Here is a 23,203-nt window from a genome sequence, read left to right on the forward strand (position 1 = left end):
TATCCGCGATGCCACGGCCCGGATCTCTCAGTGCAGTGCCGGAACGGATGACGGGGGAATGGTGGCGTGGCGACACGGATCGCGGTCGGAGTGGACCTGGTCGAAGTGGATCGGATCCGCAGGCTGCTGGCGGACAACCCCGCCGCGGAACAGGACATCTTCACCGGGCGCGAGCGCGCTTACTGCGCCGCGAAACGCAATCGTCTCGCTCATCTGGCGGCGCGGTTCGCCGCCAAGGAAGCCGTCCTGAAGGCGCTCGGCACCGGGCTCGGTCCCGGCACCCGCTGGACCGATGTGGAGGTGGTCAACACCCCGCTCGGTCGCCCCCGGGTGCGCCTGTCCGGCGGGGCCGGTGACCGGGCGGAGAAGGCCGGGGCCTCCTCCGTCGAGCTCTCGCTCTCGCACAGCGGGGAGTACGCCATCGCCCACGCCGTGATGTTCCTAGACGAAGGATGACGATGCGTTTCCATCTGATCGACCGAATCGACTCCTGGGATGCGGGGCGCACCATCAGCGCCCGCAAACTCACCTCCTGGCTGGAGGACTTCTGGCGGGACGAGGGCAACGGCCCCCAGATGCCCGAGCCGCTGATCCTGGAAGCCCTCTGCCAGGCCGGAACCTGGCTGATCATCGCCACCACCGGGGTGCGGCAACGCGCCGCGCTCCTCTCGGTGGACGGGGTCTCCTTCCATGAGCCGGTACGTCCCGGGGACACCCTGGTGCTGGAGGGGACGGTCGAGTCCATGGGCGAGGAGACCGCGGTCCTCTCCGGCACCGCGTCGGTGAACGGCAGGACCGTGATGAAGGCCGAGGCAGTGATGTGCGCCCTGCTGCCCGCCGAAGACCTGGAGGACCCCGAGGACACACGGCGGATGCTGGAGCGGCTCACCCGGGTGCCGGTCGGCGGCGGTCGCCGATGAACCGGACGAAGCCGATGAGGCGGGTCGCCATCACCGGGGTCGGCGCGGTCACCCCGCTCGGCAACAGCGCCGCCGAGACCTGGCAGGGTCTTGCCGAGGGTCGCAGCGGCGTAAGCACTCTGGAGACCTTCGACGCCTCCACTTTCCCGGTCCGGATCGCCGGCCAGGTCAAGGGCTTCGACCCGAAGAGCGTGGCGCCCGCCAAGCAGCGGCGCCATCTCTCGCGTGCTGCGCTGTTCGCGCTCGCCGCGGCCCAGGAGGCGGTGGCGGACGCGGGCGAGGGCTGGGGCGCCACCGATCCGTACGACCGGGGTGTGGCGGTGGCCGGCACGGTCGGCAGGCCCGAGCTCCAGGAACTGGTCGACATGTCGTACCAGTTGAGCACCAGCGACTTCCGTGATCTGTACCGGCAGGCCCCCGGGGACGTACTTCTGCGCAACCAGAACGTCGGGGTCGTCGCAGTCGCCAGGGCCGGGGACTGCCGCGGTCCCATGGTCAGTGTCTCCACCGCCTGCGCGGGCGCCGCTCACGCGATCGGCGAGGCCTACCGGCGTATCCAGGAGGGCGAGTGCACACAGATGCTCGCCGGCGGCTTCGATGCGCTGACGACCTGGATGGACGTCCTCGGCTTCTCGCTGCTCGGCGCGATCACCGACCGTTGGAACGACGAACCCGAGCGGGCCTCCCGCCCCTTTGACTCCGACCGCTCCGGCTTCGTCCTCGGCGAGGGCGCGGTCATCGCGGTCCTGGAGGACTGGGACAGCGCGGTGGCGCGCGGCGCCCGGATCCACGGCGAACTCGTCGGCTACGGCGCCACGTTGAACGCCTACCGGATCACCGACTCGCCGCCGGACGGCGGCGGCGCGGTCTCCGCGATGCGGGACGCGGTGGCGGAATCGGGTCTCGGCCCGGACGGCATCGACTACATCGCCGCGCACGGGACGTCCACGCCCGGCAACGACGCCAGCGAGACCCTTGCCATCAGGAAGCTCTTCGGGCAGCACGCCGACGAGCTGTGCGTGAGCTCCCCCAAGTCCATGACGGGCCACCTCACTTCGGCGGCGGCGGGAGTCAATCTGATCGCCGCGCTCGGCGCCATCCGCGAGGGCCTGGTGCCACCGACCATCAACCTCGACCGCCCCGATCCCAAGCTCGATCTCGACTATGTGCCGAACAAGGCCGCACGTCGCCCGGTCCGAGCGGCTCTGGTCAATGCCTTCGCGTTCGGCGGTACCAACGCCTGCTTCGTGGTCAAGGCCGGAATGAGCGAAGGAAAGAGCGAAGGACTGAGTGAAGGAAAGGCAGCATGACAGCGTTCGACGAGGTCCTCGATGTGGTGCCGGGCAAGCGGGCCGTCGCCGTCCGTAATGTCCCGGGCACCCTGACGGTGTTCGCCACTCACTTCCCCCGGTTCCCCGTCCTGCCCGGTGTGCTGATCCTGGACGACATCGTCCGGGCCGCCAGGCTCGCCGCCCCCAAGGTGCCGCAGGGCTCCCGCTGGGTGCTGGCCGAGGCGCGGCGGGTGCGCTACCGCCATTTCGCCGAGCCCGGTGACCGGCTGGAGATCAGCGTCAAGGTGATCGAGGCGACCGAGTCGTCCGTCACCTTCAAGGCGGCGGTCGGCGTGGACGGGCGGGACATCACCACCATCCGCCAACTCCGCCTGGAGAAGAGCGAGGTGGCGGCATGAGGCGGGTCGCCGTCACCGGCATCGGAGTACTCACCGCTCTCGGCGACGGCCGGGGCGAGACCTGGAAGGCGCTGCTCGACGGACGGAGCGGCATCGGGCCGATCCAGGGGTACGACCCCTCGTCGCTCAGCACCCGGATCGCCGCCGAGCTGGCGGACTTCAAGCCAACCCGGTACGCCCACCGCAAGTCCCTGCGGATGACCACGCGCAACGATCAACTCGCCATTGCAGGCGCGGCATTGGCGGTCGAGGACGCCGGGCTCGATCTCGCGGTGGCCGGGTACGACCCGGAGCGGGCCGGAGTGTTCGTTGGCGGCAACAAGGAGATCTCCAACCCGGAGCATCTGCTGAACGGCAGCCTGGCGGGCCGCCGCGAGGACGGCAGGGCGGATCTGCGGCAGCTCGGCGAGCGTGCCTCGTCCGCCTTCTACCCGCTGTATTTCGTGGAGGGCCTGCAGTCCGCCTCGCTCTTCCATCTCTCGCACGCGCACGGGTTCAAGGGCGCCAACTCCTACTACCACGGCACCGCCGACGCCGGAGTGACGGCGCTCGCCCGGGGCTTCCGCTCGATCCGTCACGGCGAGTCCGATGTGGTGATCGCCGGCGGCTTCGACGACGCCGCGTCCTGGTGGGTGATGTCCAAGATGGACGGCCTTGGCGTGCTCACCACCCGCAACGAGGCGGGCGCGGCCGCCTTCCGTCCGTACGACCGGGAGCGCAGTGGCTCGGTGCTGGGCGAGGGCTCGGCCTTCCTGGTCCTCGAGGAGTGGGAGTCCGCTCGGCGCCGCGGCGCCCATGTGTACGCGGAGGTCGGCGGCTTCGGCGCGACCCAGGACCCCGATCTGGTCACCCCGCACCCGGACGGCGAGCCTCTGGCCGCCGCCGTGCAGCGAGCGCTGCGCGAGGCCGGGGTGGACGCCGGCGATGTCGACTATGTGGCCGCCCACGGCTGTGCGACGCGGCTCGGCGACCGCACCGAGGCACGGGCGCTGACCCGGGTGTTCGGCCGCGACTCCGGTACGGCGGCGGGCAGCGTCAAACCGGCCACCGGGCATCTCGTCGCGGGCGCGGGCGCGCTCAACGCGGCGGTCTGCGCGATGGCGATCGACGGCTCGGCCCTGCCGCCGACGCTGGGCCTGGACCGGCTCGACCCGGAGTGCGCGGGGATGGACTGGGTGGCCGGGCAGGCCCGCGAGGGACAGGTGCGGCACACCGTGGCGATCGGCCGCGGACTGGAAGGACAGCAGACGGCGCTCGTGCTGAGCGCCCCCATCAAGCAGGTTCAGAGGGGGAATTGACGATGGACCCACAGCACAGGAGCAGTGGTGTGACCGTGGTGGGTACGGGCGCGATCTCGGCGCTGGGTCCCACCGCCCGGCACCTGTGGGACGGCGCGCGGCAGGGCCAGGTCGGCATCCGTCCCGTGCAGGCCCTGGAGATGGACGGGCTCGACACCAAGCTCGGCGGCGAGGTGACGGACCCGGTGGAGCCCTCGCGCGGCTACCGGCATCCGGACGGGTTCCGCGAGCGGGCGATCGAACTCGCCTTGGTGGCCGCCGAAGAGGCCATGGCGGCGCTGCCCGCGGGTCTGGTGGACTCCGAGCGGTTCGGCGTGGTGCTCGGCACCTGCAATGCCGGGCTGCTCTCCGGCCGGGAGTGGCTGCGGGCGGTACGGGACGGTGAAGTCCCCGACCCTGAACTGCCGTTGCTGGTCACGCCGCAGGCGCTGGCCGAGTCGGTGGGCGCGGCGTTCCGGCTGCGTGGCCCTGTGCTCGCGGTGAACACGGCGTGCGCCTCGGGTGCCAACGCGATCGGGCTCGCCGCCGATCTGCTGCGCGCGGGCCGGGCCGACGCCGTGCTCGCCGGCGGCAGCGACGCCTTCTCGGACGTCTGCTTCGCCGGGTTCAACGCGCTCCAGTCGCTGTCGCCCGAGCCTGCCGCCCCGTACGACGCGGGGCGGCAGGGGCTCTCGCTCGGCGAGGGCAGCGGCATGGTCGTCCTGGTCCGTGCCGACTTCGCCCGCGAACACGGGCTGACCGGTATCGCCGACATCGCCGGTTACGGACTCTCCGCCGACGGCTTCCATTCCACCGCCCCGCAGCCGCAGGGCAGGGGCGCGGCCAGGGCCATCGAGTCGGCGCTGCGGCTGTCCGGGATCACGCCGGAGCAGATCGGATACGTCAACGGGCACGGCACCGGCACCCCGAAGAACGACCCGGCCGAGACCAACGCCATCCGGCTCGCCCTGGGCGAGGAGGAGGCGGCCCGTACACCGGTCTCCAGCACCAAGTCCATGATCGGCCACATGCTCGGCGCCGCCGGGGCGGCCGAGGCCATCGTGACGGCGCAGGCGCTGGCCGACCAACTGGCGCCGCCCACCGCCGGGTACACCACGCCCGACCCCGACTGCCCGCTCGACTACATCCCGGGACCTGCCAGGCCCCTGGACACCGGCGCCGCGCTCACCAACAACTTCGCCTTCGGCGGGGCCAACGCCTCGCTGGTGCTGACCAGGACGGCGGACGGCCACCACCCGCCGCAGCCGGAGACCGACCGCGTGGTGATCACCGGTATCGGGCTGCTCAGCCCGGCCGGCTCCACGGCGGCCGAGGTCTGGTCGGCGTACACCCGTGGCCAGTGCCCGGTCGAGTGGGACGGCGGACTGCGCCGCAGCCGGGTCGACTTCGACCCCGACCCGTATCTGACGAAGCGCGAGCGCCGCCGGATGGACCGGCTCGCCCAGTTCTCCATCGCCGCAACCGCCAAGGCCCTCGCGGATGCGGGATTCGAGCCCGGCAGCGCGGCGGCCGAGGCGCTCGGCATTGTCTTCGGCACCGGTACGGGACCGATGGAGGCGATGGAGAAGTTCACCATTCCGCTGCTCGCCGAGGGGCCCGCCGCCGCCGATCCGTCCGTCTTCCCGAACACCGTCTACAACCAGGCGGCCGGGCAGATCGCCATCCATCTCGGTCTGCGCGGACCGACGTCCACGCTCTCGGCCGGCCACGCCACCGGCGCCGCCGCGCTCGCCTACTCCGCCGATCTTCTGGCGGCCGGGCACGCCGACGCCCTGGTGTGCACGGTCTCCGACACGCTGACCGAGGAGGTGGGCCGGGCATACACGGCGGTCGGCGCGGCCTCGACGCGGGGTCCGGGCGAGGCGGCCGACGGCCGGTTCACGCTCGCCGAGGGCAGCGTCGCCGTCGTTCTGGAGCGGCGCTCCGCGGCGATCGAGCGCGGCGCCACCATCCTCGGTGAGGTGCTCGGCCACGGCATGGCGTCCGACGCCAGCCGGGCCCGGCTCTGGGACGCGCGCGGCCGGGGCCTGGAGCGCGCGATGCGCGCGGCCCTGGACGATGCCGGTCTGGCGCCGACCGGGGTGGACTCGGTGTGGCTCGCCTCGGCCGGGCTGCGCGCCGCCGACACTGCCGAGAGCCAGGCCGTGCAGCGGCTGTTCCACCCCTATGGGGTCCCGCCGTTGCACGCTCCGAAGACCGTCCTCGGCGAGCCGATGGGCGTCGGTGGGGCGCTGACGCTCGCGCTGGCCCTGCACCAGGGGCAGTTCGGTGGCCGCCCGGTGCTGTTGAACAGCTCCTCGCTCGGCGGCAGTCATGTGTCGCTGGCTGTGCGCTGCGGCGCCGATGAATCCCGTACCACCACTACATCTGGAGAGGCCCGATGAAGCTCCAAGGACAGGTCGCCCTGGTAACCGGCGGTTCCCGCGGCATCGGCGCCGCCGTCTGCCGTCGGCTGGCAGCCGACGGCGCCGCCGTCGCCATCAACTACCGCAGCTCCGAGGGCCCGGCGAAGGAGCTGGCCCGCGAGATCGAGGCCGCCGGCGGGCGCGCGATCACCGTGCACGGCGATGTCGCGGACTGCGCCGCCGCCCTGGAGATGGTCCGCCAGACCGTCGAGGATCTCGGTGGCCTGGACATCCTGGTCAACAACGCCGGGGTGGCCCAGGACGCGCTCATCTTCAACATGGAGATGGACGACTGGCTGGACGTCATGAACGTCAACTTCGGCGGCGTCTTCCACTGCACCAAGGCCGTGCTGCCGCACTTCATGAGCAAGGGCGCGGGCGTGATCGTCAACGTCTCCTCCGTCATGGGTGAGCGCGGCTGGGTCGGCGAGTCCAACTACGCCGCGTCCAAGGGCGCGGTCAACGCTTTCACCCGCTGCTGCGCCATGGAGTCGGCGCGCTTCGGCATCCGCGTCAACGCGGTACTGCCCGGCTTCGCCCCGACCGATCTGGTGGCGGGTCTGACGGAGGGCGCCACCGGCCGCTCCATCAAGAAGCAGATCCCGATGCGGGACTTCGGCGAGGTCGAGCAGATCGCGGACGTGGTTCGCTTCCTGAGCGGCCCCGAGTCCTCGTACATGACTGGATCGCTGGTCAATGTGGACGGCGGCGCGATGACCGCGCTGGGTCTGGGGCGCCCATGAGCAGCCCCGGAGAGACCGCGCTGCGCCCCGCCGCCCGTGGCGAGCTGCCGCGCGAGACGATGGAGCAGCGGGTCGACGAACTGCGGATCATCAAGGAGGAGTTGTACGCGGGGGACGCAGCCGCCACCGAACGGCAGCGCGCCAAGGGCAAGCTGACCGTGCGGGAGCGGATAGAACTCCTGCTGGACGAGGGCTCGTTCGCCGAGATCGAGCCGCTGCGCCGGCACCGTGCCACCGACTTCGGCATGGACCGCAGGCGCCCGCACGGCGACGGTGTCGTCGCCGGGTGGGGCCGGGTGCATGGCCGTGAAGTCCTGGTGTATGCACATGACTTCAGGGTCTTCGGAGGTGCGCTCGGCGAGGCGCACGCCGAGAAGATCCACAAGGTGATGGACCTGGCCGAGGCCGGCGGCGTACCGCTGATCTCGCTCTGTGACGGCGCCGGGGCCCGTATCCAGGAGGGAGTGACCGCGCTCGCCGGGTACGGAGGGATCTTCAGCCGCAATGTCCGGGCCTCCGGTCTCATTCCGCAGATCAGTGTGGTGCTCGGCCCCTGCGCGGGCGGCGCCGCCTACTCCCCCGCACTGACCGACTTCGTCTTCATGGTGCGCGGCACCTCGCAGATGTTCCTGACCGGGCCCGATGTGGTCCAGGCTGTCACCGGTGAGAAGCTCACCCAGGACGAACTGGGCGGCGCGGACATGCACTCCCAGGTCTCGGGTCTGGCCGCGTTCGCGCACGACGACGAGGAGTCCTGCTTCGAGGACGTCCGCCATCTGCTGTCGCTGCTGCCGTCCAACAACCGGGAGATGCCCCCGGCCGAGGCGCCGCAGGATCCTGGGGACCGCTCCTGCGACGCGCTCTTCGACATCGTCCCGGTCGATCCGCAGGCCGCGTACGACATGCGGAAGGTGATCGAGGAGATCGTCGACGACGGCGACTTCTTCGAGGTGCACGAGGGCTGGGGCACCAGTCTGATCTGCGCCCTGGCGCGGCTGGACGGACAGACGGTGGGTGTCATCGCCAACCAGCCGATGCAGATGGCCGGCGTTCTGGACATCCACTCCTCGGAGAAGGGCGCCAGGTTCGTCCAGACCTGCGACGCCTTCAACATCCCACTGGTCACGCTGGTGGATGTGCCGGGCTTCCTGCCCGGGGCCGACCAGGAGCGCGGCGGGATCATCCGGCACGGCGCCAAGCTGCTGTACGCGTACTGCAATGCCACCGTCCCCCGGATCCAGGTCATTGTGCGCAAGGCCTACGGCGGTGCGTACATCGTGATGGACTCCCGCTCCATCGGCACCGATCTGTCGTTCGCCTGGCCCACCAACGAGATCGCGGTGATGGGCGCGGAGGGCGCCGCCAATGTCGTCTTCCGCAAGCGGATCGCCGCGGCCGACGATCCGGAGGCGGAGCGCGCCGAGGTCATCGAGGACTACCGGCGCACCCTGATGCATCCGTACTACGCGGCGGAGCGCGGGCTGGTCGACGATGTCATCGACCCGCGCGACACCCGTTCGGTGCTGATCCGCTCGCTGGCTCTGCTGCGCGCCAAGTACGTACCGCTGGTGCAGCGCAAGCACGGGAATCCGCCGCAGTGAGCGGCCCGGTAGAGCTGGCCGTGGTCAGCGGCAGCCCCACCCCTGAAGAGCTCTGCGCGGTGCTTGTGGCGCTCCGGCTGGCCTCGGCGCCTGCCGGTCCCGTGCACGCCAAGTCCGCGCGCCGCACGGACCCCTGGCCGGTGCCGCGCTCCGCACCACCGGTCTCGCCCGTTTCCTGGGCCCGCTGATCACGGTGTATCCGCAGCCCGTAGCGGCGGATCTGGCAGTACGAGAACACCAAGCCGCCGCTCCCATCTCAGTCCCGGAGGACTATCCATGGACCGCAACACCATCGTCGAAGCCGTGACCGACGCGGTCATCGACGCCCTTGGCGCCGAGACCGACGAGGTCGTGCCCGAGGCCACCCTGCTGGACGACCTGGGCGCGGAGTCGATCGATCTGCTCGACATCCTGTTCCGCCTTGAGCGCTCGCTCGGCATCAAGATCCAGGCGGCGGAGCTGGCCGCCTACGTCCAGGGCGGCATACCGGACGAGGAGTTCGGCGACGAGAACGAGATCGTCTCGGCCGCGGGCCTGGCCCAGCTGAAGAAGGTCATGCCCCAGATCGACACCGCCGAGCTCACCGGCAAGCTCCAGGCCACCCAGGTCATGGGCCTGTTCACGGTGGAAAACCTTGTCGGCCTGGTCGAGCACCGCGCCGCCCTCGCCACTGCCTGAAGGGGCTCACATCAGATGACCGCAGTACACATCATCGGCACCGGCGGCTATCAGCCCGGTGACCCGATCTCCACCGAGGAGATCGCGCGCCTCGTCGGGCCGCTGCCCGACGAGGTCCGCGAGGGCCTCTCCATCGAGCGCCGGTTCTGGATGATCGACCCGGCCACCGGCGAACACCGCGAGAACAACTCGGACATGGCCTACAAGGCCGCCGTACGGGCTCTGGACTCGGCCGGTCTCGAAGCCGGCGACATCGACCTGATCATCCTCGCCACCGGCACGCCCGACTACCCGCTGCCGCCGCTGGTCAACATGGTCCAGGAGCGTCTTGGCCTGGTCCGCTGCGCCACCCTGGAGATCCGCTCAGGCGGCGCGGGCGTCGTCCAGGGCCTGGATGTCGCCCGGATGTACCTGGAGTCGGGGGTCTACAAGACCGCGCTGGTTATCGGGAGCGAGGCCATCTCCCCCGTACTGGCGCCGATCTTCCTCGGCAAGGACCCGTACAAGATCCGCATGCGGGACCGGATGCCGGTCTACATGTTCGGCGACGGCGCGGGAGCGATCGTGCTGCGCGCCGACGAGAACGCGGAGTCCGGCGGTCTGCTGGGCGCCGCGATGGAGGCCATCGGCGGCGACCGCAAGGCCGGCATCCACTCGGTGGGCGGCGGCACCCATGCGCCGATCCACGAGCAGCTCAAGGCCAAGCGGCTCGTCGACCTGAAGGTCGACGTCGTCGGCGCCGGGGACTTCACGCCCGTGATGGTCACCGACGCGATCAGCAGCACACTGCGGCACAGCAACGTGGACGTCGAGTCCGTCGACCTCTGCCTGATCCCCGAGGGCAACGTCGGCTGGATGCTGGACGCGCTCCAGGAGCTGGGCCTCGACACCGCCGAGTGGAAGGCGCTCGACGGGAAGGTCTTCGACAGCCTCTCCACCATGGGGGCCGTCGGCTGCGCCGCGGTGCCGCTCTTCCTCGACGACGCCTGGCGCAGCGGCCGGATCAAGCCCGGCGACCGCGTGATGCTGGTCGGTGTCGAGTCCACCAAGTGGATCTACGCGGGCGCCGTCGTGGACTGGACCGCGGCTGCTCCGGCGGGCTGAGAGGAATCGTCATGACGTCCCGTACCAGCCCACAGCCGTCCGCAACCGACACGGCACCCGGCGGCGGGGTCGTCGCCGGGCAGTTCCGGCAGGCCATGGGGAGGTTCCTCACCGGCGTGGCGGTGGTCACTTCATGCGGCCCCGACGGGCCGCACGGGACCACGGTCTCCTCGCTGGCCTCGGTCTCCCTCGAACCGCCGATGCTGCTGGTCTGCCTGGGCCACGCGTCGCGCGGCGCCCGGACGATCGGCTCCACCGGTGTTTTCACCGTGAACGTGCTGGGGCGGGACCAGTCGGAGCTGGCGGGCTGGTTCGCCTCGTCGAGACGGCCGCTCGGCAGCGCGGGCTTCGCGGGCGTGCCGCACCGCATCGGCGACACAGGCGCCCCGGTGCTCGACGGAGCCGTCGTCCATCTGGACTGCCGGGTGGCCCAGGAGGTCTCCGCGGGCGACCACTCCATCTTCATCGGCGAGGTCACCGGCATCGGATTCGCCGAACTGGCCGATCCGCTCGCTTACCACCAGGGGCAGTTCCTGTCCCTGCGATGACACTCTCGGCCGCGGGGTCGACGGGGGCCGGCGCGGACCACGCGCCGGCCCTCTGTCGCACAACGCGCCGGACACCCCACGGAGGTAACTCATGAATGACATCGCCTTCCTCTTCCCCGGGCAGGGGTCCCAACGGCCCGGCATGGGAAGCGATCTGGTCGAACGTCACCCGCAGCTGCTGGAGCGCTACTACCGCCCCGCTGACGACCTGCTGGGCTTCGAGCTGTCGCGGCTGTGCCTGGAGGGCTCCGCCGAGGACCTGGTGGCCACCGAGATCACCCAGCCCGCCGTCTTCCTCACCAGCATCGCCGTCCTGGACGTGCTGCGCGGCCATGGCATCACCCCGTCCGTGGCGGCAGGCCACAGCCTGGGCGAGTACGCGGCACTGGTCTGCGCCGGGGTGCTGGAGTGGACCGACGCCCTGCGACTGGTGTGCCGACGGGGGCAGTTGATGGCCGGCGTCAATGAGCGCACACCTGGAGCGATGGCGGCCGTCATCGGCCCGTCAGCCCACCAGGTCGAAGAGCTCTGCGCGGGGATACGCGAGAGGGACGGCGCGATCGTCGAGGTCGCCAACTACAACGACCCTGCGCAGCATGTCGTGTCCGGTGAACGCGAGGCGGTACGCGCGGTGATGGCGGCCGCCAGGGCCGTCGGCGCCGAGCGCTCGGTCATGCTGAATGTCGGCGCCCCCTTCCACTGCAGCCTCATGAACGAGCTGGAGGAGGAGTTCACCGCCGAGTTGGATCAGGTCGTCTTCTCGGACCCGGTGCTGCCCGTGCTGGCGAATGTGACGTCGGCCCGGATACGTACCGGAGCCGAGGCCAAGGATCTGCTGCGCCGTCAACTGGCGGGGGCGGTGCGCTGGTCGGACACCCTGCAGGTGATTGCGGACAGCGGCGTCCAGACCTTTGTCGAAGCGGGACCGGGGCGGGTGCTGAGCGGTTTCTGCCGCAGCACGCTGCCGGAAGCCGTGTGCCATCCCGCGGGTGAAATCCGGCGTATCGACCGGCTTCTCCGGGCCCTTGAGCAGGAAGTTCCGCTGCCCGCCTGACGGTACTTCGCCCTTTCACACCCACGGGTGTGGCCGGAAAGGGCGAGTCCCGCGAACAAAATACCCGTCGGTATTGTGGTTCGCGGGACTCTCCTTTACTCTGCGTCTAGTTAAGAGGCGAACTAAAATGGTGGAGGTGACCGGGGTGAACGACGCCGACAGAGACGCCGACAGCACGGCGTTGGGCAAGCTCTCAGAGGCCCTCGGGGAACCCTCGCAGGAGGCGACCGAGAGCGCCAAGGCCCTGTTCCCCTTTATCGCGTTCGAAGCCGCGCTGGACAACGAGCAGTCGCTCGCCGCGCTGGAAGACCGGCCTTCCGACTCAGCCGGCCGACACCCGGCTGCACCGGGACGCTGACCCCAGTTCGGAGCCGCTCTCCTCGGCGAATGCCCGCAGGCCCATCTTCTTGATGGAATCGAAGAGCTCCCTGGCCCGTCCGGAACGGTCCACCTCACGCTCCAGAGCACGCTCCAGATGCTTCAGACAGCGCCCACGAATGGGCCCGACGGAGCCGCGGGCCAACCCCAGCGTGGCGCTCACCTCGTCGTACGACATCGGCGGCTCGGCCACCAACAGGCCCAGCAGCGCCTGGCACTTCGGCGACAGCGAACAGTAGGCGAGGAGCACCTCGTCACGGGTCTCGCGATCAAGTGCCGCCTCCTCCGGCTGGTTCACCGACGGCTGTGGCCGGTCGAACACCTCCGGGTCCTCGATCGGCGTGCTCCGGCCGGACTTCTGGATGTGCTTGAGGCTCTCCCTGCGGGCCGAGACGGAGATCCAGTGGGCCAGCTTCTCCGGATCCCGGAGCTTGCCCAGATGCTGGATGACCCGCATCCAGGTGGTCTGGCTGACATCCTCGCAGTCCGCCGAACTGAGCCTGTGCCCGCGGGCTATGGCCCATATCAGCGGTGTATAGCGGTCGACGATACGGTTCCAGCTCTCCTGGCTTCCGGCCAGACATTCGTCCACAAGCCGATGCAGAGCACGATCTTCCATGCTTCCCCCCGTTGCCCATGCGGTCGTCGCTTCGGCGACTATCACGCGACTGCGCGTGCGGCGACTCCCGATGAGTAGAAAATCCAACTCAATAACCACTGTCCCTGATACTACAGGCGTTAACTATAAGGCGCTGCGGGGGCTGAATGTCAACGTTCCCTTGGAGGTACCAACTCCCGTGCCAGCATGGCGAGATAGGGTGGAGTCCGCCCGGCGAAAACGGCTTGCGGGCTTCCGTTTCCGGCGTCCGGGCAAGTAACCTCGGGCATTCGTCGCACTCCACCGCATCCGGTGCCGGGAGTTGGCGCACCGGAATCGATCCCTATAAAGGGTTGGGCTATTGCGCGCGCGACGTACGCGTAACTATCGCCGCGCCAATTCCGGTGACCGCGAGAAGCACATGAACGATGTCGTTGGCCAGATTCCCCGCCAGGAGGAAATGCCCTGCCATCATGGTGGAGGCGGTGAACGCCAGATAGCCGGCGCCGAGACCGGTCGCGTGTCCCTTGGCGGCGCTGCTGCCGTGCAGCAGCAGTGCGATGCTGCCCAGCGCCAGGGCCACCACGTTGTGCCACCCGTTGGTAGCGAACACGCCGAGAATGAGCCCATGGTTCCCCGGAGCGTGGACCGCGTGCACTCCACTCGTGAAGCTGCTGTTGACAAAGAAGCCGGAGATCCCCCAAAGCGTCACAAACACACCGCTGACCAGCAGATACCACTGGGCCGGCGTACGGCGCCGCCGCGAAGTCCGGTGAGCGGCCCGCACATTGGTCGTCACGTCGTCGTCCTCCTCGATGAAGGGCGCACCTGAATGGCGCCCGCACCGGTACAGATCCGGTGGAGCGCCGCTCGGATACGTGTGGGCGGGCCGCCGACGGAACTCGGCTCAGGGCGCCATGTAGAACTTCCGGATTCCCAATGCCCCGCACGCATCCGCGAGTTCACCCTCGAAGAAGGCGGTCCCGTCGGTCATTGCGGACTCCATGTGCCCCATGACTTCCATGCAGATCAGTCCGTAGAGCCGCACCCACCAGCGCAGCATGACGGCGATCGCCTCGACCGGGAGGTCGGCGGTCGGGCCGCCCCTGATTCCGCTCAACTGCCGCGTGAGCCCCGGCGGCAGCGAGCCGGGCTCGGGGACAGGGAAGGGGCGGATCTGCCACAGGTCCGCGATCAGTTCCGCGAAGATCCGGCCGAGGACCCAGCCCGCCTGCCGGCCGAGTGCCTGCTGACCCGACGCCGCCTGTCCGGCTGCGTCCTGCGCGCCGGGCGCCATGGGTCCGCGGATGAACGCGAACTCCGACCGATGCGCGCGCGATGCCGCCGCTCGCGCCTGGTTCCGACCGGAACGGTCAGCGCTTCGCTGCTCATGACTTTCCCCCTCGCTCGGCTTTCCCTGCGGTGCCGACGACCGCTCCGGCCACGACCCGGCCCAGCCATCCGGCCAGATCGCGTGAGTCGCGGCGCTGGAGATACAGCGTGGCGAAGACCGGGCCCGCCACCAGCGCATGGACCATCCCGACGTCCGGTGCGACGGTCAGTTCGCCCCGGACGACCGCCCGGTCGAGCAGGGTCGCGATCCCGGCCTGCTCCCGGGTGACGAACACCTCGTGGAAGCGTGCGGCGAGGCCCTCGGAGGCCCCTATGTCCGCGAGCAGCCCCAGGACCGCGGCCGCGGCGGCCGGCCTGGTCAGATGGTCCACGACCTCCTGGACCAGAGCGGTCAGATCCCCGAGCAGGCTCCCCGTGTCCGGCGGGGGCGCCAGGTCGGCCCCGTGCACCGCCGCCGCAAACACCATCTCCTGCTTGGTGGCATACCGCCGGTAGATGGCAGCTTTTCCGATTCCCGCCCGCGCGGCCACCGCATCCATGGTCAGTCCCGCGTATCCGCCGTCCACCAGCAGACCGCGGGCAGCCGCGAGGATCGCTTCATCGACTCGGCCGTCTCTCGGTCGTCCCATGGCACCCATGATACGGTACCGACAGTTCCGAAACTAGTAGTTTCAAAAAGGAGCGATCATGACCATCTGGGCCGGACGCAGCCTGATCATCCTGAGCATCGCGCACCTGGTCGGCATGGGCGCGCAGAACACCAAGCACTTCGACGACTGGTTCAGCGGAGCCCTCTGGGGGCTCTCCCGCGACGAATTCGTACAGCCCAGCGGCGCCAACGGAGCGTTCTGGCTCGTGGTCGCCAGCTTCGCCGTACCCCTCCTGCTGCTAGGTGTCCTGATCACACAGCTGGCCAAGCGGGGAATCGGCATCCCGCAGTCGACAGGATGGGGACTCGGTCTGTGGTGCATCGTGGGCGCACTGATCCTCGAACCGGCACCACTGGCGCTGGGCCTCGTCCCCGCCGTTCTGCTCATCCTCGATGCGCGCCGCACGGCCGCCGAGCGCGAGCCCGCGCCCACGTCGTCGCCGTCCGAGCCCACACCCCGCGTACCGGAGCGCGGAACCGCGACCCCGGCGGGACACCGGGCCTGACCACACGCAGAGCGCCGGTTCGGCAGGGAGCAGGCGGACGGTCTCACCGTCCGCCTGCTCCCTGCCGTCGTTCAGGGCCTAATCCACCAGCTCTTCGACGGGCCGCTGCCCCTTGCCCTCCTCGGGCTTCTCCGCCGGCGCCGGGGCCCCTTCGGGCGCCCAGCGGGGCAGAATGACCAGCGCGAGTACCGCACCGAGGAGTGCGACTCCCGCGCCCACGAGCATCGACGACTGCACTCCATCGACGTACGCCGAAGACGCCGCGGTCACGATCCGCTCCCCCGCGCTGCCGAGCTGCCCCGCAACGGCAGCCGCTCCGCCGATGGAGTCACGGACGAGCTCATCGGCCCCCGGCGGCAGCTGACCCAGACCCCCCAGCGAGTCCTGGTACGAGGTGGCCAGCACACTTCCGGTGACCGCGATGCCGAGCGCGCCGCCCACCTGCACCGAAGCGTCCGTGACCGCGGAGCCCGCACCGGACTGCTCCTGCGGCGTCGAGGCCAGAATGGCGTTGGCGCACGCAGGCATCGACAGACCCATGCCGAAGCCCAGGACCGCGAGCGACGAAAGAGCCAGCGACTCCGACGACGTACCCACGGCGGCCATCAGGGCCATGCCCGCGCTGGTCACCAACAGACCTGCCACCACGGTGGGCTTGAGCCCGAGCTTCTCCACCAGCTTGACACCGAGGCCCGCGCCGAAGACCAGCGTGATGCAGGGAAGCAGCCGCAGCCCCGCGTCGATCGGGTCGTACCGGAGCACGTACTGCAGATACTGCGTGGCCACGAAGAGCAGCCCGAAAAGGCAGAAGTTGATGCAGACCACGACCACCGCACCGCCCGAGAAACTGCGGTTGCGGAACAGCGAGGCATCGATCAGGGGATTGGCCGTGCGCCGCTCCCAGCCGACGAACGCCAGCACCAGCGCCAGGCCCAGGGCGATCGTCGACAGGGTGACGGTCGAGCCCCAGCCCTCGCGGGAAGCCTCGATGATTCCATAGACCATCGTGCCCAGCGCCGCCACCGACAGTGCGGCACCCACCAGGTCGAGCTTGCCGCTGCGCGGGGCACGCGACTCGGGTATCAGCTTGGCACCGGCGATCAGGCCGATCAGCACCACCGGGACGTTGACCAGGAAGACCGTGCCCCACCAGAAGTGTTCGAGGAGCACACCGCCGACGATCGGGCCGAGCGGGATGCCGATCGCGCTGGAGCCCGCCCACATGCCGATCGCCTTCGCCTGCTCCTCGGGCGGGAAGACGTCCTTGATGATGGAGAGGGTCGCCGGCATGATCAGCGCGCCGCCGACGCCCATGCCGGCGCGGGCCGCGATCAGCACCTCCGTACTGGGAGCGAACGCCGCCACCAGCGAGAACGCCAGGAAGACCAGCATGCCCAGGGTGAGCATCCGCTTGCGGCCGTACCTGTCCCCCAGGCTGCCGGTGAGCAGCAGCAGCCCGCCGAACGGAAGCGTGTACGCGTCGATGGTCCACTGCAGATCGCTGCCGGACGCGTCCAGGTCCTGCTGAATGCTCGGCAGTGCGAGGTTGAGGATCAGGTTGTCGAGACCGATCACGATGATGCTCAGACACAGGATGGCCAGGATCTGCCAACGGCGCCTGTCGATGGTCGCCCGGTTCATTGGTTGATGCTCCCTAAATGGGTTGAGGATTGCCCCGGCGGTAGCGGGAGATGAGTAGCTGGTGTCAGCGGGTGCCGGCGAGGAACTCCGGGATGGGGTAGGTCGGTTCGCCGTACATCCGGGTGATGGCCGACGTCGGTGTGACGATCAGGCCGAAGTGGCGCATGAACGCCGGCTTCAACTGCTGCATCCCGTGCAGCCGCCGGGAGATCTTCAGCACCCTGCGCACCCGGCGGAGCCGGTCGTCCTCGAACTGGCGCAGCGCCATGACGGGATCATCGAAGCGCTCCAGGCGCCGGGTGAGCACCGCCGCGTCCTCGATGGCGATGCAGGCGCCCTGGCCCGCGGTGGGCAGGAACGCGTGTGCGGCGTCGCCGAGCAGGGTCACCCTGCCCTCGCCCCAGTGCTCGTCGGCCGGGCGGTCCCGGGCCTCGTCCTTGTGCATGGCCTCGGCGGGGGTCTCCCTGACCATGCTCTGGATCGCCTCGTGCCAGCCCTCGATCTGCGGCCGCTCGCGGTTGGGGTCGAGGAAGAACCAGTACGTCCTGCCGTTCGGCAGCGGGAACATCCCGGAGGATCCCGTGGGGCCGAAGAACACCTCGGCCTCGGTCTGCGACGGGGTGAGCAGCCGGGGCACCACACCCTGCCACCCGAGCAGTCGGCGGCTCTCGGGCACCGGACGGCCGGGCGGTGCGATCGCCTGGCGCACCTTCGACCCGACGCCGTCCGCGCCGATGACCACGTCGGCGCTGATGGTCTCGCCGGAGGCGAGGGTGACGGTTCCGCCGGTGGTCGCGCCGACCACATCGGCCCCGTATCTGACCTCGGTACCGGCCTGCGAGGCCAGCGCCTGGAGCAGCTCGATCCGGGTGACCGCGTAACCGGGCTCCCCGTACTGCTTCACCAGCGTGCCGTTGATGTCGATATCGGCCACGACCCGCCCGGAACCCAGCCGGTAGCGCAGCCGGGTCAGCTCCTGGGACACGTCGCAGACGGCCTTGTACATGTCGTCGCCACCGACCTGGCGCAGGGCCAGGAACGCGTTCGGCCACATGGTGAGTCCGAAGCCCTGACGCATCTCCGGCGCCCGCTCGAGCACGGTGACCGTGGCGCCGCGCCGGGTCAGCATGCCCGCGAGCGTCAGCCCGCCCACACCGCCCCCGACGATGACAACCTTCAGTCCGCGGATCATGTGATTCCCCTCGTAGTCCCGTAGTCCGGGTCCCGTAGTCCCGGAGCCGACACGCTCGCCGGTTGGATAGATCCGGCGGCACCCGCTCCGGATACACCCGGGCGCCGCCGGGGCTCAGACCGCGCTGAGCTCGTGGATGTCCGCCCAGATCAGCAGCGGCCTCGACATGGGGCCCTCGGCCCCGGGCGACATGGGATGCACCCGTCGGCGCGAGGCGTACCTGATGCCGTCGGCCTCGCGGTACTCACTCGTCAGATGGCAGGCGCGCGCCCAGCCGCGGCCGAACACCTCGGCCGTGTAGTGGTGTTGGTCCACCAGGCCCGTCTCCGGGTCGATCCGGAACGTCTGCCGGGGGCAGTGGGTGGCCAGTTCGGCGGGGAAGGTCCCGGTGAGCAGCTGCTCCCCCGTCTGTTCCCAGCGCACGTCGGTACGGAGCAGCAGCGCGGGGAGGGTCAGGTAGTTCCAGATCGCGTAGCCGAAGAAATACATCATGTCGAGCGCGTCCCAGTGCAGCAGACGCTGTCCGTAGGGAAAGCGTGCCCTGGCTCCCTGTCTGCGCATCACCGGCCCGTCGGGGGTCTCCAGCGATACGTCGTGGCCCCTGAGCACCCCGTCCATGCCCTCGTGGAAGGCGGGGTATCTGATCTGCTGCCGGTGTACGTCGGCCACCACGCGCAGCCGGTCGAATCTGCCGGCCCTGCCCCTCTTCCAGGCGAAGAGCAGCCCTCCGGCCGACAGTTCCGCCTCGATGACGGAAATGTCCCGCCATCGATCGGCGCCGCCGTAGGCGTCGACCACCCGCTCCAGCAATGCCGGCCGTATCCGTCCCGAACTGTCAGCCACGGTCGGCTCCTTCGGCGCGAGAGTGCCTGCCCGCGCCCGCGAGGGATGCTCCGAGCCGCAGGAACCAGGTGAGCATCGCCGACGGCCGGCTGCCGGGCCGCGGTACGTAGCCGAGCTGCAGCAGCAGCCCCGCACCGTCGATCTCCTGCCAACTCTCGGCGATCTTGCCGTCGACCATCCGGCAGACGACGATCTGCGACATGGTGAACCGGCGCCCGGTGGGTGTCAGATCCCGGTAGACGCCGCGGTGCGTGCCGGTCATCCTCACCCGGCAGCAGACCCGGTCGCCCGCGCTGACCATGTCCTCGATGGTCGCGTGGGCATCGGGGAAGCCGGTGAGGATCCCGCGGATGAACCGGTCGTAGCCCTCGGGGCCGTGCAGCGGCTCCGGCTCCGCGTGCGGCGGTGAGTGACCGAGATAGGTCTCGTGGAAGATCTCCGAACAGATATGTACAGCCTGCTCGTTGACGCACTCGTCGATCCAGCGGTGCAGTGCCTTTTCGTTCGCCGCGAGGTCCGTGCCATCCGGGTCCCCGGTTCCCGACAGAGGTCCGGGGAAGGGCGGGACCGACTGCCAGCCGGTGCCCCGCCACGGCCAGGGCCGGTCCTGCGGCACCCGGTTGAGAGCCGTCCTGGCCGCGGCCGCCGCAGCCCAGCGCAGGGCCTGTCCTGGCCCCGCCGTCCCCATGGGCGGGGCCCCGCCCAGCGTGATGAGCAGGCCGAGCCCGTCGAGTTCCTGCCAGATCTCGGCGATATGGCCGTTCTCCGTACGGCAGATGAGCGTCTGCGAGAACTCCACCGCGCGCCCGGTGGGCGCCAGCCCCAGCCAGGGGCCGCGGTGGCTGCCGCGGTGGGTGATCCGGGCCACTACCCGGTCCCCGGCGCAGAAGAGGTCGTCGACGGTGGTTGTGAGGTCGGGGAAGGCGCGGTGCAGGGTGAGCAGCCAGGCCCGGCAGGCGTCGGGGCCGCGGAGATCCGCGCCCGTCCAGGCCGGCCCCATCCAGGCCGTGCCGTGGATCCGGAAGCCGTCGGTCACCAGCTTGCCCACCAGCTCGCGCCGCCGGGCGTTGCCGCATTCGTGGATCCATCGCCACACCGTCTCCGCGGCCGTGTCGGTCCGTGCGCGAGCCGTCCTTGTCTCAGTCATGGGCCACCGGGCATCCACTCGCGGCGGCCGGGGGCGCGGCTTGCGCTCCGGTCACCGGGCATCCCTGGGCGGCGCCGACGACCGGACGTGGCGCTGCCGGCTGGGCGGTACGGCTCCGTTCGCGCATGCCCACGGTGGCGATGACGCCGTTCTGCTGGCCGAGGGTGATACCCGGCTTGGGCACGACCGCATGGCCCGGCACCAGACGTACCCGTACCCGCTGCGCCATCATGGCGAGGACCAGCTTCATCTCCTGGAGCCCGAACACGTCTCCGATGCATTTGCGGGGCCCGCCGGAGAACGGCCACCAGGCGAAGCGGTGCGGTCCCTGTTCACCGAGCTCGATCCAGCGGTCGGGGTCGAAGCCCTCGGGGTTGGGCCAGAACTCCGGGTGACGGTGCGTCACAAAGGCGGAGAGAAGGACCATCGACCCCTTGGGAATGTCATAGCCCATGACCGTGTCGTCCTCCTGCGGAGTGCGGGAGATCAACGACACCGGCGGGTAGAGCCGCAGCGACTCGCGCACCACCCGGTCGATGTACGGCAGTTGGGGCAGGTCGTCGACGGTGGGCACCCGGCTGCCGAGCACCTCGTCCACCTCCTGCTCCATCCGCCCGTACACCTCGGGGTGACGGGAGAGCAGATACAGGGCCCAGGTCAGTCCGGAGGCAACCGTCTCATGGCCGCCGAACATGAAGGTCATGACCTCATTGCGGACCTGCTCGACGGTCATTCCGCTGCCGTCGTCCTCGGTGGCGGTCATCAGCGCCTCGAGCAGGTCGTCCGGGTGCTCGCCCGGGTCGGCCTGACGGGCTTTGATGACCCGGTAGATGACGTCGTCGAGGCTGCGCCTGGCCTTGGCGAAGCGGAGATTGGCCGGGGTCGGCACGCTCTCCGGAAGAGAGACGAACTTGCCGAACTTCTTGTACGCCTCACCGATGGCCACCTCGACCGCATGCGCCATGACCTCGGAGTCCTGCCGCCAGTTGGCGCCGAAGAGCGCACCGCCGAGGACACTGAGCGCGAGCCGGGTCATGTCGAGCGTGATGTCGACCTCTTGATTGGAGCGGGACGCCGCCTCCCAGCGATCGAGCAGCTCACCGGTGACCTCGGTCATGTTCTCGCCGAAGCTGTTGACCAGCCTGCGGTGGAAGGCGGGCTGGCACAGCCGGCGCTGCCGCTTCCAGAAGTCGCCCTCGCTGCAGATCAGACCGTCGCCCACCAGGGCACGCCAACGGTCGCTGACGAACGGGGTCTTGGGGAAGTTGCGGTGCTTGTCCTGGAGGATCTCCTTGATCCCGTCGGGGTGGGCCACGAAGAACACCGGGAAGAGCGGGCCGATTCCGTCGAACCGCACCACATCCCCGTACCCCCGCCGGCCCTGCTGGAGGGCACCGAGGATGTCGGCCTGGAACGAGCGCGCGTTGCCCAGCACCGGTTCCCCCTTGGGGCCCGGTGCCTGTCGTGCGGTGAGCACTGTCGGGGTTGCCATCAGGGGGTCTCCTCGTTCGGTCGCAGCCACATCATCAGCGGGTCCCGGGGACGCAGTGAGATCGCGGGTTCCGGGAACACCTGCTGGCCCTCGACCAGATCGAGCCGGAACCGCTGGGCGATCATGGCGACGACGAGCGGCATCTGGAGCATGGCGAAGGAGTCGCCGATGCACTTGCGCGGTCCCGCTCCGAACGGCAGATACGCCATGCGATGCCGGTTCGCGCTGTTCTCGGGGGTGAAACGCTCGGGTTCGAACCCCTCGGGGTTGTCCCAGAACTCGGGGTGCCGGTGGGTGACGTAAGGGCACACCACCACCCAGCGCCCCTCGGGGATGTGATAGCCGCCGATCACGTCGTCCTCGGCCGCGCACCGCATGTAGACGAAGATCGGCGGATACAGCCGCATGGACTCCTGGAGCACCATGGTCGTATAGGTCAGCTTCGGCAGGTCGTCGACGGTGGGCACGCGGCCGGCGAGGACCTCGTCGACCTCCGCCTGCAGCCGCCTGCGGCTCTCCGGGTTGAGGGAGAGCAGATACCAGGTCCAGCTCAGGGCGGTGGACACCGTCTCGTGCCCCGCGACGAAGAACCCGCTGACCTCGTCCCGTATCTGCTCGTCGGTGAACGTGCCGCCCGACTCCGGGTCCACGGCGTCGATGAGCAGACTGACCAGGTCGTCCCCGCCGCCGTCGCGCCGGCGCTCGGCGACCATCGGGTACAGCAGAGAGTTGATCGTCTCCAGCGCTCCACGGAAGCGTGTGCGCGCCGCGGACGGGAACTTCAGCGGGTCGACGGGCGAGGTCATCCGCCGGTGGGTGAAGCCCAGGGCTTCCTGCACCGCGGGCTCGATCCTGGACACCTCGTCGGTCCACTCGGCCCTGAACAGCGCGCGGGCCAGATTGGCCAGACTCAGGTGCATCATCTCGGACTTGATGTCCAGTGGCTCTCCGTCGCGGGCCCGCCGCTCCCAGCCGTCGAGCAGTTCGGCCGTGGAGGCGGTGAAGGAGTCCCCGAACCGCCGCAGGATGTCGCGGTGGAAGGCCGGCTGGGTCAGTCGTCGCGAGCGGAGCCACGCGGTGCCCTCGGCGGCGACCAGACCGTCTCCGACGATCGTGCTCAGACAGCCCTGTACCTTGCGCGGCCGCGGATAGCGCTTGTGCTGATCACGCAGCACATGCTGTACGTAGTCGGGGTGGGCCAGCAGATTGATCCGCAGCGGCCCGCGGAAGTTGACGATGTCCCCGTGGTGGCGGAATGCCTCCATGAACGCGGAGACATTGTCCCGCTGGATCTCCCGGATGCTGCCGAGCACGGGATGGCCGCGTGGGCCGGGGGGCACGAGCGTGGTGGTCATGCGGACGA

25 protein-coding genes are annotated in these 23,203 nt (G+C 69.8%); 15 read left to right on the plus strand and 10 right to left on the minus strand.

Going from position 1 to position 23,203, the window contains the following annotated elements:
- Positions 1-66: 66 nt before the first annotated feature.
- From acpS to ABZS64_RS03360, 14 genes are all read left to right on the plus strand, one after another.
- Positions 67-456: a holo-ACP synthase gene (gene acpS / locus ABZS64_RS03295; RefSeq protein WP_355822536.1), complete on the plus strand. Its 390-nt coding sequence runs from the start codon at positions 67-69 to the stop codon at positions 454-456.
- A gap of 2 nt (positions 457-458) precedes the next feature.
- Positions 459-920, plus strand: a complete 462-nt coding sequence (locus ABZS64_RS03300) for a hotdog domain-containing protein (RefSeq protein WP_355822537.1) — start codon at positions 459-461, stop codon at positions 918-920.
- A complete protein-coding gene (locus tag ABZS64_RS03305) occupies positions 917-2,230 on the plus strand; it encodes a beta-ketoacyl-[acyl-carrier-protein] synthase family protein (protein ID WP_355822539.1) in 1,314 nt (437 codons plus the stop codon). Before ABZS64_RS03300 ends, ABZS64_RS03305 begins: the two co-directional genes overlap by 4 nt.
- Positions 2,227-2,610, plus strand: a complete 384-nt coding sequence (locus ABZS64_RS03310; RefSeq protein WP_355822541.1) for a hydroxymyristoyl-ACP dehydratase — start codon at positions 2,227-2,229, stop codon at positions 2,608-2,610. Before ABZS64_RS03305 ends, ABZS64_RS03310 begins: the two co-directional genes overlap by 4 nt.
- Entirely contained in the window at positions 2,607-3,908 is a 1,302-nt protein-coding gene (locus tag ABZS64_RS03315) for a beta-ketoacyl-[acyl-carrier-protein] synthase family protein (RefSeq protein ID WP_355822543.1), read from the plus strand. Before ABZS64_RS03310 ends, ABZS64_RS03315 begins: the two co-directional genes overlap by 4 nt.
- A 29-nt stretch (positions 3,909-3,937) precedes the next feature.
- The gene (locus tag ABZS64_RS03320) at positions 3,938-6,292 is read left to right on the plus strand and encodes a beta-ketoacyl-[acyl-carrier-protein] synthase family protein (protein ID WP_355822545.1); all 2,355 of its coding nucleotides are present in this window, start codon (positions 3,938-3,940) and stop codon (positions 6,290-6,292) included.
- Positions 6,289-7,056 (plus strand): 3-oxoacyl-ACP reductase family protein, encoded by a 768-nt coding sequence (locus ABZS64_RS03325; protein WP_355822547.1) that lies wholly within the window; start codon positions 6,289-6,291, stop codon positions 7,054-7,056. Before ABZS64_RS03320 ends, ABZS64_RS03325 begins: the two co-directional genes overlap by 4 nt.
- Positions 7,053-8,657 (plus strand): acyl-CoA carboxylase subunit beta, encoded by a 1,605-nt coding sequence (locus ABZS64_RS03330; RefSeq protein ID WP_355822549.1) that lies wholly within the window; start codon positions 7,053-7,055, stop codon positions 8,655-8,657. Before ABZS64_RS03325 ends, ABZS64_RS03330 begins: the two co-directional genes overlap by 4 nt.
- Positions 8,654-8,845 (plus strand): acyl-CoA carboxylase epsilon subunit, encoded by a 192-nt coding sequence (locus ABZS64_RS03335; RefSeq protein ID WP_355822551.1) that lies wholly within the window; start codon positions 8,654-8,656, stop codon positions 8,843-8,845. Before ABZS64_RS03330 ends, ABZS64_RS03335 begins: the two co-directional genes overlap by 4 nt.
- Positions 8,846-8,933: 88 nt before the next feature.
- Positions 8,934-9,335: a phosphopantetheine-binding protein gene (locus ABZS64_RS03340; RefSeq protein WP_355822553.1), complete on the plus strand. Its 402-nt coding sequence runs from the start codon at positions 8,934-8,936 to the stop codon at positions 9,333-9,335.
- Positions 9,336-9,350: 15 nt separating this feature from the next.
- Positions 9,351-10,439, plus strand: a complete 1,089-nt coding sequence (locus ABZS64_RS03345; RefSeq protein WP_355822555.1) for a 3-oxoacyl-[acyl-carrier-protein] synthase III C-terminal domain-containing protein — start codon at positions 9,351-9,353, stop codon at positions 10,437-10,439.
- An 11-nt stretch (positions 10,440-10,450) separates the two neighbouring features.
- Entirely contained in the window at positions 10,451-10,987 is a 537-nt protein-coding gene (locus ABZS64_RS03350; protein WP_355822557.1) for a flavin reductase family protein, read from the plus strand.
- Between the two features lie 91 nt (positions 10,988-11,078).
- Positions 11,079-12,041, plus strand: coding sequence for an ACP S-malonyltransferase (gene fabD / locus ABZS64_RS03355; protein ID WP_355822559.1), 963 nt, complete (start codon positions 11,079-11,081; stop codon positions 12,039-12,041).
- A 127-nt stretch (positions 12,042-12,168) separates the two neighbouring features.
- Positions 12,169-12,399 (plus strand): hypothetical protein, encoded by a 231-nt coding sequence (locus ABZS64_RS03360; protein ID WP_355822561.1) that lies wholly within the window; start codon positions 12,169-12,171, stop codon positions 12,397-12,399.
- Here ABZS64_RS03360 and ABZS64_RS03365 read toward each other — a convergent pair.
- The 4 genes from ABZS64_RS03365 to ABZS64_RS03380 all read right to left on the minus strand — a co-directional run bounded on the left by ABZS64_RS03365 (position 12,364) and on the right by ABZS64_RS03380 (position 14,999).
- Positions 12,364-13,038 (minus strand): sigma-70 family RNA polymerase sigma factor, encoded by a 675-nt coding sequence (locus tag ABZS64_RS03365; protein WP_355822563.1) that lies wholly within the window; start codon positions 13,036-13,038, stop codon positions 12,364-12,366. The genes ABZS64_RS03360 and ABZS64_RS03365 overlap by 36 nt on opposite strands.
- Before the next feature lie 337 nt (positions 13,039-13,375).
- Positions 13,376-13,816, minus strand: coding sequence for a DUF4383 domain-containing protein (locus ABZS64_RS03370; RefSeq protein ID WP_355822565.1), 441 nt, complete (start codon positions 13,814-13,816; stop codon positions 13,376-13,378).
- A 108-nt stretch (positions 13,817-13,924) separates the two neighbouring features.
- Positions 13,925-14,512, minus strand: a complete 588-nt coding sequence (locus tag ABZS64_RS03375; RefSeq protein WP_355822791.1) for a WHG domain-containing protein — start codon at positions 14,510-14,512, stop codon at positions 13,925-13,927.
- Positions 14,406-14,999: a TetR/AcrR family transcriptional regulator gene (locus tag ABZS64_RS03380; RefSeq protein ID WP_355822567.1), complete on the minus strand. Its 594-nt coding sequence runs from the start codon at positions 14,997-14,999 to the stop codon at positions 14,406-14,408. The genes ABZS64_RS03375 and ABZS64_RS03380 overlap by 107 nt, the downstream gene beginning before the upstream one ends.
- A 58-nt stretch (positions 15,000-15,057) precedes the next feature.
- On the opposite strand from ABZS64_RS03380, the gene ABZS64_RS03385 reads away from it, so the two are divergent.
- On the plus strand, positions 15,058-15,525 hold the full coding sequence (locus tag ABZS64_RS03385; protein WP_355822569.1) for a DUF6463 family protein: 468 nt from the start codon (positions 15,058-15,060) through the stop codon (positions 15,523-15,525).
- Between the two features lie 78 nt (positions 15,526-15,603).
- Here the strand turns inward: ABZS64_RS03385 and ABZS64_RS03390 are convergent, their stop codons facing one another.
- From ABZS64_RS03390 to ABZS64_RS03415, 6 genes are all read right to left on the minus strand, one after another.
- Positions 15,604-17,166 carry an MFS transporter gene (locus tag ABZS64_RS03390; RefSeq protein ID WP_355822571.1) on the minus strand — a complete coding sequence of 521 codons (1,563 nt, stop codon included), beginning with the start codon at positions 17,164-17,166 and terminating at the stop codon, positions 15,604-15,606.
- A 64-nt stretch (positions 17,167-17,230) separates the two neighbouring features.
- Positions 17,231-18,358 (minus strand): FAD-dependent monooxygenase, encoded by a 1,128-nt coding sequence (locus ABZS64_RS03395; RefSeq protein ID WP_355822573.1) that lies wholly within the window; start codon positions 18,356-18,358, stop codon positions 17,231-17,233.
- A 114-nt stretch (positions 18,359-18,472) separates the two neighbouring features.
- Positions 18,473-19,201 (minus strand): hypothetical protein, encoded by a 729-nt coding sequence (locus ABZS64_RS03400; RefSeq protein ID WP_355822575.1) that lies wholly within the window; start codon positions 19,199-19,201, stop codon positions 18,473-18,475.
- Complete coding sequence (locus tag ABZS64_RS03405) at positions 19,194-20,348, minus strand: ester cyclase (RefSeq protein WP_355822576.1); 1,155 nt, start codon at positions 20,346-20,348, stop codon at positions 19,194-19,196. The genes ABZS64_RS03400 and ABZS64_RS03405 overlap by 8 nt, the downstream gene beginning before the upstream one ends.
- The gene (locus ABZS64_RS03410; RefSeq protein ID WP_355822578.1) at positions 20,341-21,840 is read right to left on the minus strand and encodes a cytochrome P450; all 1,500 of its coding nucleotides are present in this window, start codon (positions 21,838-21,840) and stop codon (positions 20,341-20,343) included. Before ABZS64_RS03410 ends, ABZS64_RS03405 begins: the two co-directional genes overlap by 8 nt.
- Positions 21,840-23,195 carry a cytochrome P450 gene (locus ABZS64_RS03415; RefSeq protein ID WP_355822580.1) on the minus strand — a complete coding sequence of 452 codons (1,356 nt, stop codon included), beginning with the start codon at positions 23,193-23,195 and terminating at the stop codon, positions 21,840-21,842. Before ABZS64_RS03415 ends, ABZS64_RS03410 begins: the two co-directional genes overlap by 1 nt.
- Between the last annotated feature and the right edge of the window lie 8 nt (positions 23,196-23,203).

This window comes from Streptomyces sp. NPDC005408 (assembly GCF_040606445.1).
Lineage (GTDB): Bacteria > Actinomycetota > Actinomycetes > Streptomycetales > Streptomycetaceae > Streptomyces.

Coding starts and splice junctions, on each gene's coding strand:
- ABZS64_RS03410 (WP_355822578.1), bottom strand. CDS start 21,840: ATGGCAACCCCGACAGTGCTCACCGCACGACAGGCACCGGGCCCCAAG.
- ABZS64_RS03380 (WP_355822567.1), bottom strand. CDS start 14,999: ATGGGACGACCGAGAGACGGCCGAGTCGATGAAGCGATCCTCGCGGCT.
- ABZS64_RS03315 (WP_355822543.1), top strand. CDS start 2,607: ATGAGGCGGGTCGCCGTCACCGGCATCGGAGTACTCACCGCTCTCGGC.
- ABZS64_RS03330 (WP_355822549.1), top strand. CDS start 7,053: ATGAGCAGCCCCGGAGAGACCGCGCTGCGCCCCGCCGCCCGTGGCGAG.
- ABZS64_RS03415 (WP_355822580.1), bottom strand. CDS start 23,195: ATGACCACCACGCTCGTGCCCCCCGGCCCACGCGGCCATCCCGTGCTC.
- ABZS64_RS03385 (WP_355822569.1), top strand. CDS start 15,058: ATGACCATCTGGGCCGGACGCAGCCTGATCATCCTGAGCATCGCGCAC.
- ABZS64_RS03340 (WP_355822553.1), top strand. CDS start 8,934: ATGGACCGCAACACCATCGTCGAAGCCGTGACCGACGCGGTCATCGAC.
- fabD (WP_355822559.1), top strand. CDS start 11,079: ATGAATGACATCGCCTTCCTCTTCCCCGGGCAGGGGTCCCAACGGCCC.
- ABZS64_RS03405 (WP_355822576.1), bottom strand. CDS start 20,348: ATGACTGAGACAAGGACGGCTCGCGCACGGACCGACACGGCCGCGGAG.
- ABZS64_RS03300 (WP_355822537.1), top strand. CDS start 459: ATGCGTTTCCATCTGATCGACCGAATCGACTCCTGGGATGCGGGGCGC.
- ABZS64_RS03360 (WP_355822561.1), top strand. CDS start 12,169: ATGGTGGAGGTGACCGGGGTGAACGACGCCGACAGAGACGCCGACAGC.
- ABZS64_RS03345 (WP_355822555.1), top strand. CDS start 9,351: ATGACCGCAGTACACATCATCGGCACCGGCGGCTATCAGCCCGGTGAC.
- ABZS64_RS03390 (WP_355822571.1), bottom strand. CDS start 17,166: ATGAACCGGGCGACCATCGACAGGCGCCGTTGGCAGATCCTGGCCATC.
- ABZS64_RS03310 (WP_355822541.1), top strand. CDS start 2,227: ATGACAGCGTTCGACGAGGTCCTCGATGTGGTGCCGGGCAAGCGGGCC.
- ABZS64_RS03350 (WP_355822557.1), top strand. CDS start 10,451: ATGACGTCCCGTACCAGCCCACAGCCGTCCGCAACCGACACGGCACCC.
- ABZS64_RS03365 (WP_355822563.1), bottom strand. CDS start 13,038: ATGGAAGATCGTGCTCTGCATCGGCTTGTGGACGAATGTCTGGCCGGA.
- ABZS64_RS03305 (WP_355822539.1), top strand. CDS start 917: ATGAACCGGACGAAGCCGATGAGGCGGGTCGCCATCACCGGGGTCGGC.
- ABZS64_RS03395 (WP_355822573.1), bottom strand. CDS start 18,358: ATGATCCGCGGACTGAAGGTTGTCATCGTCGGGGGCGGTGTGGGCGGG.
- ABZS64_RS03325 (WP_355822547.1), top strand. CDS start 6,289: ATGAAGCTCCAAGGACAGGTCGCCCTGGTAACCGGCGGTTCCCGCGGC.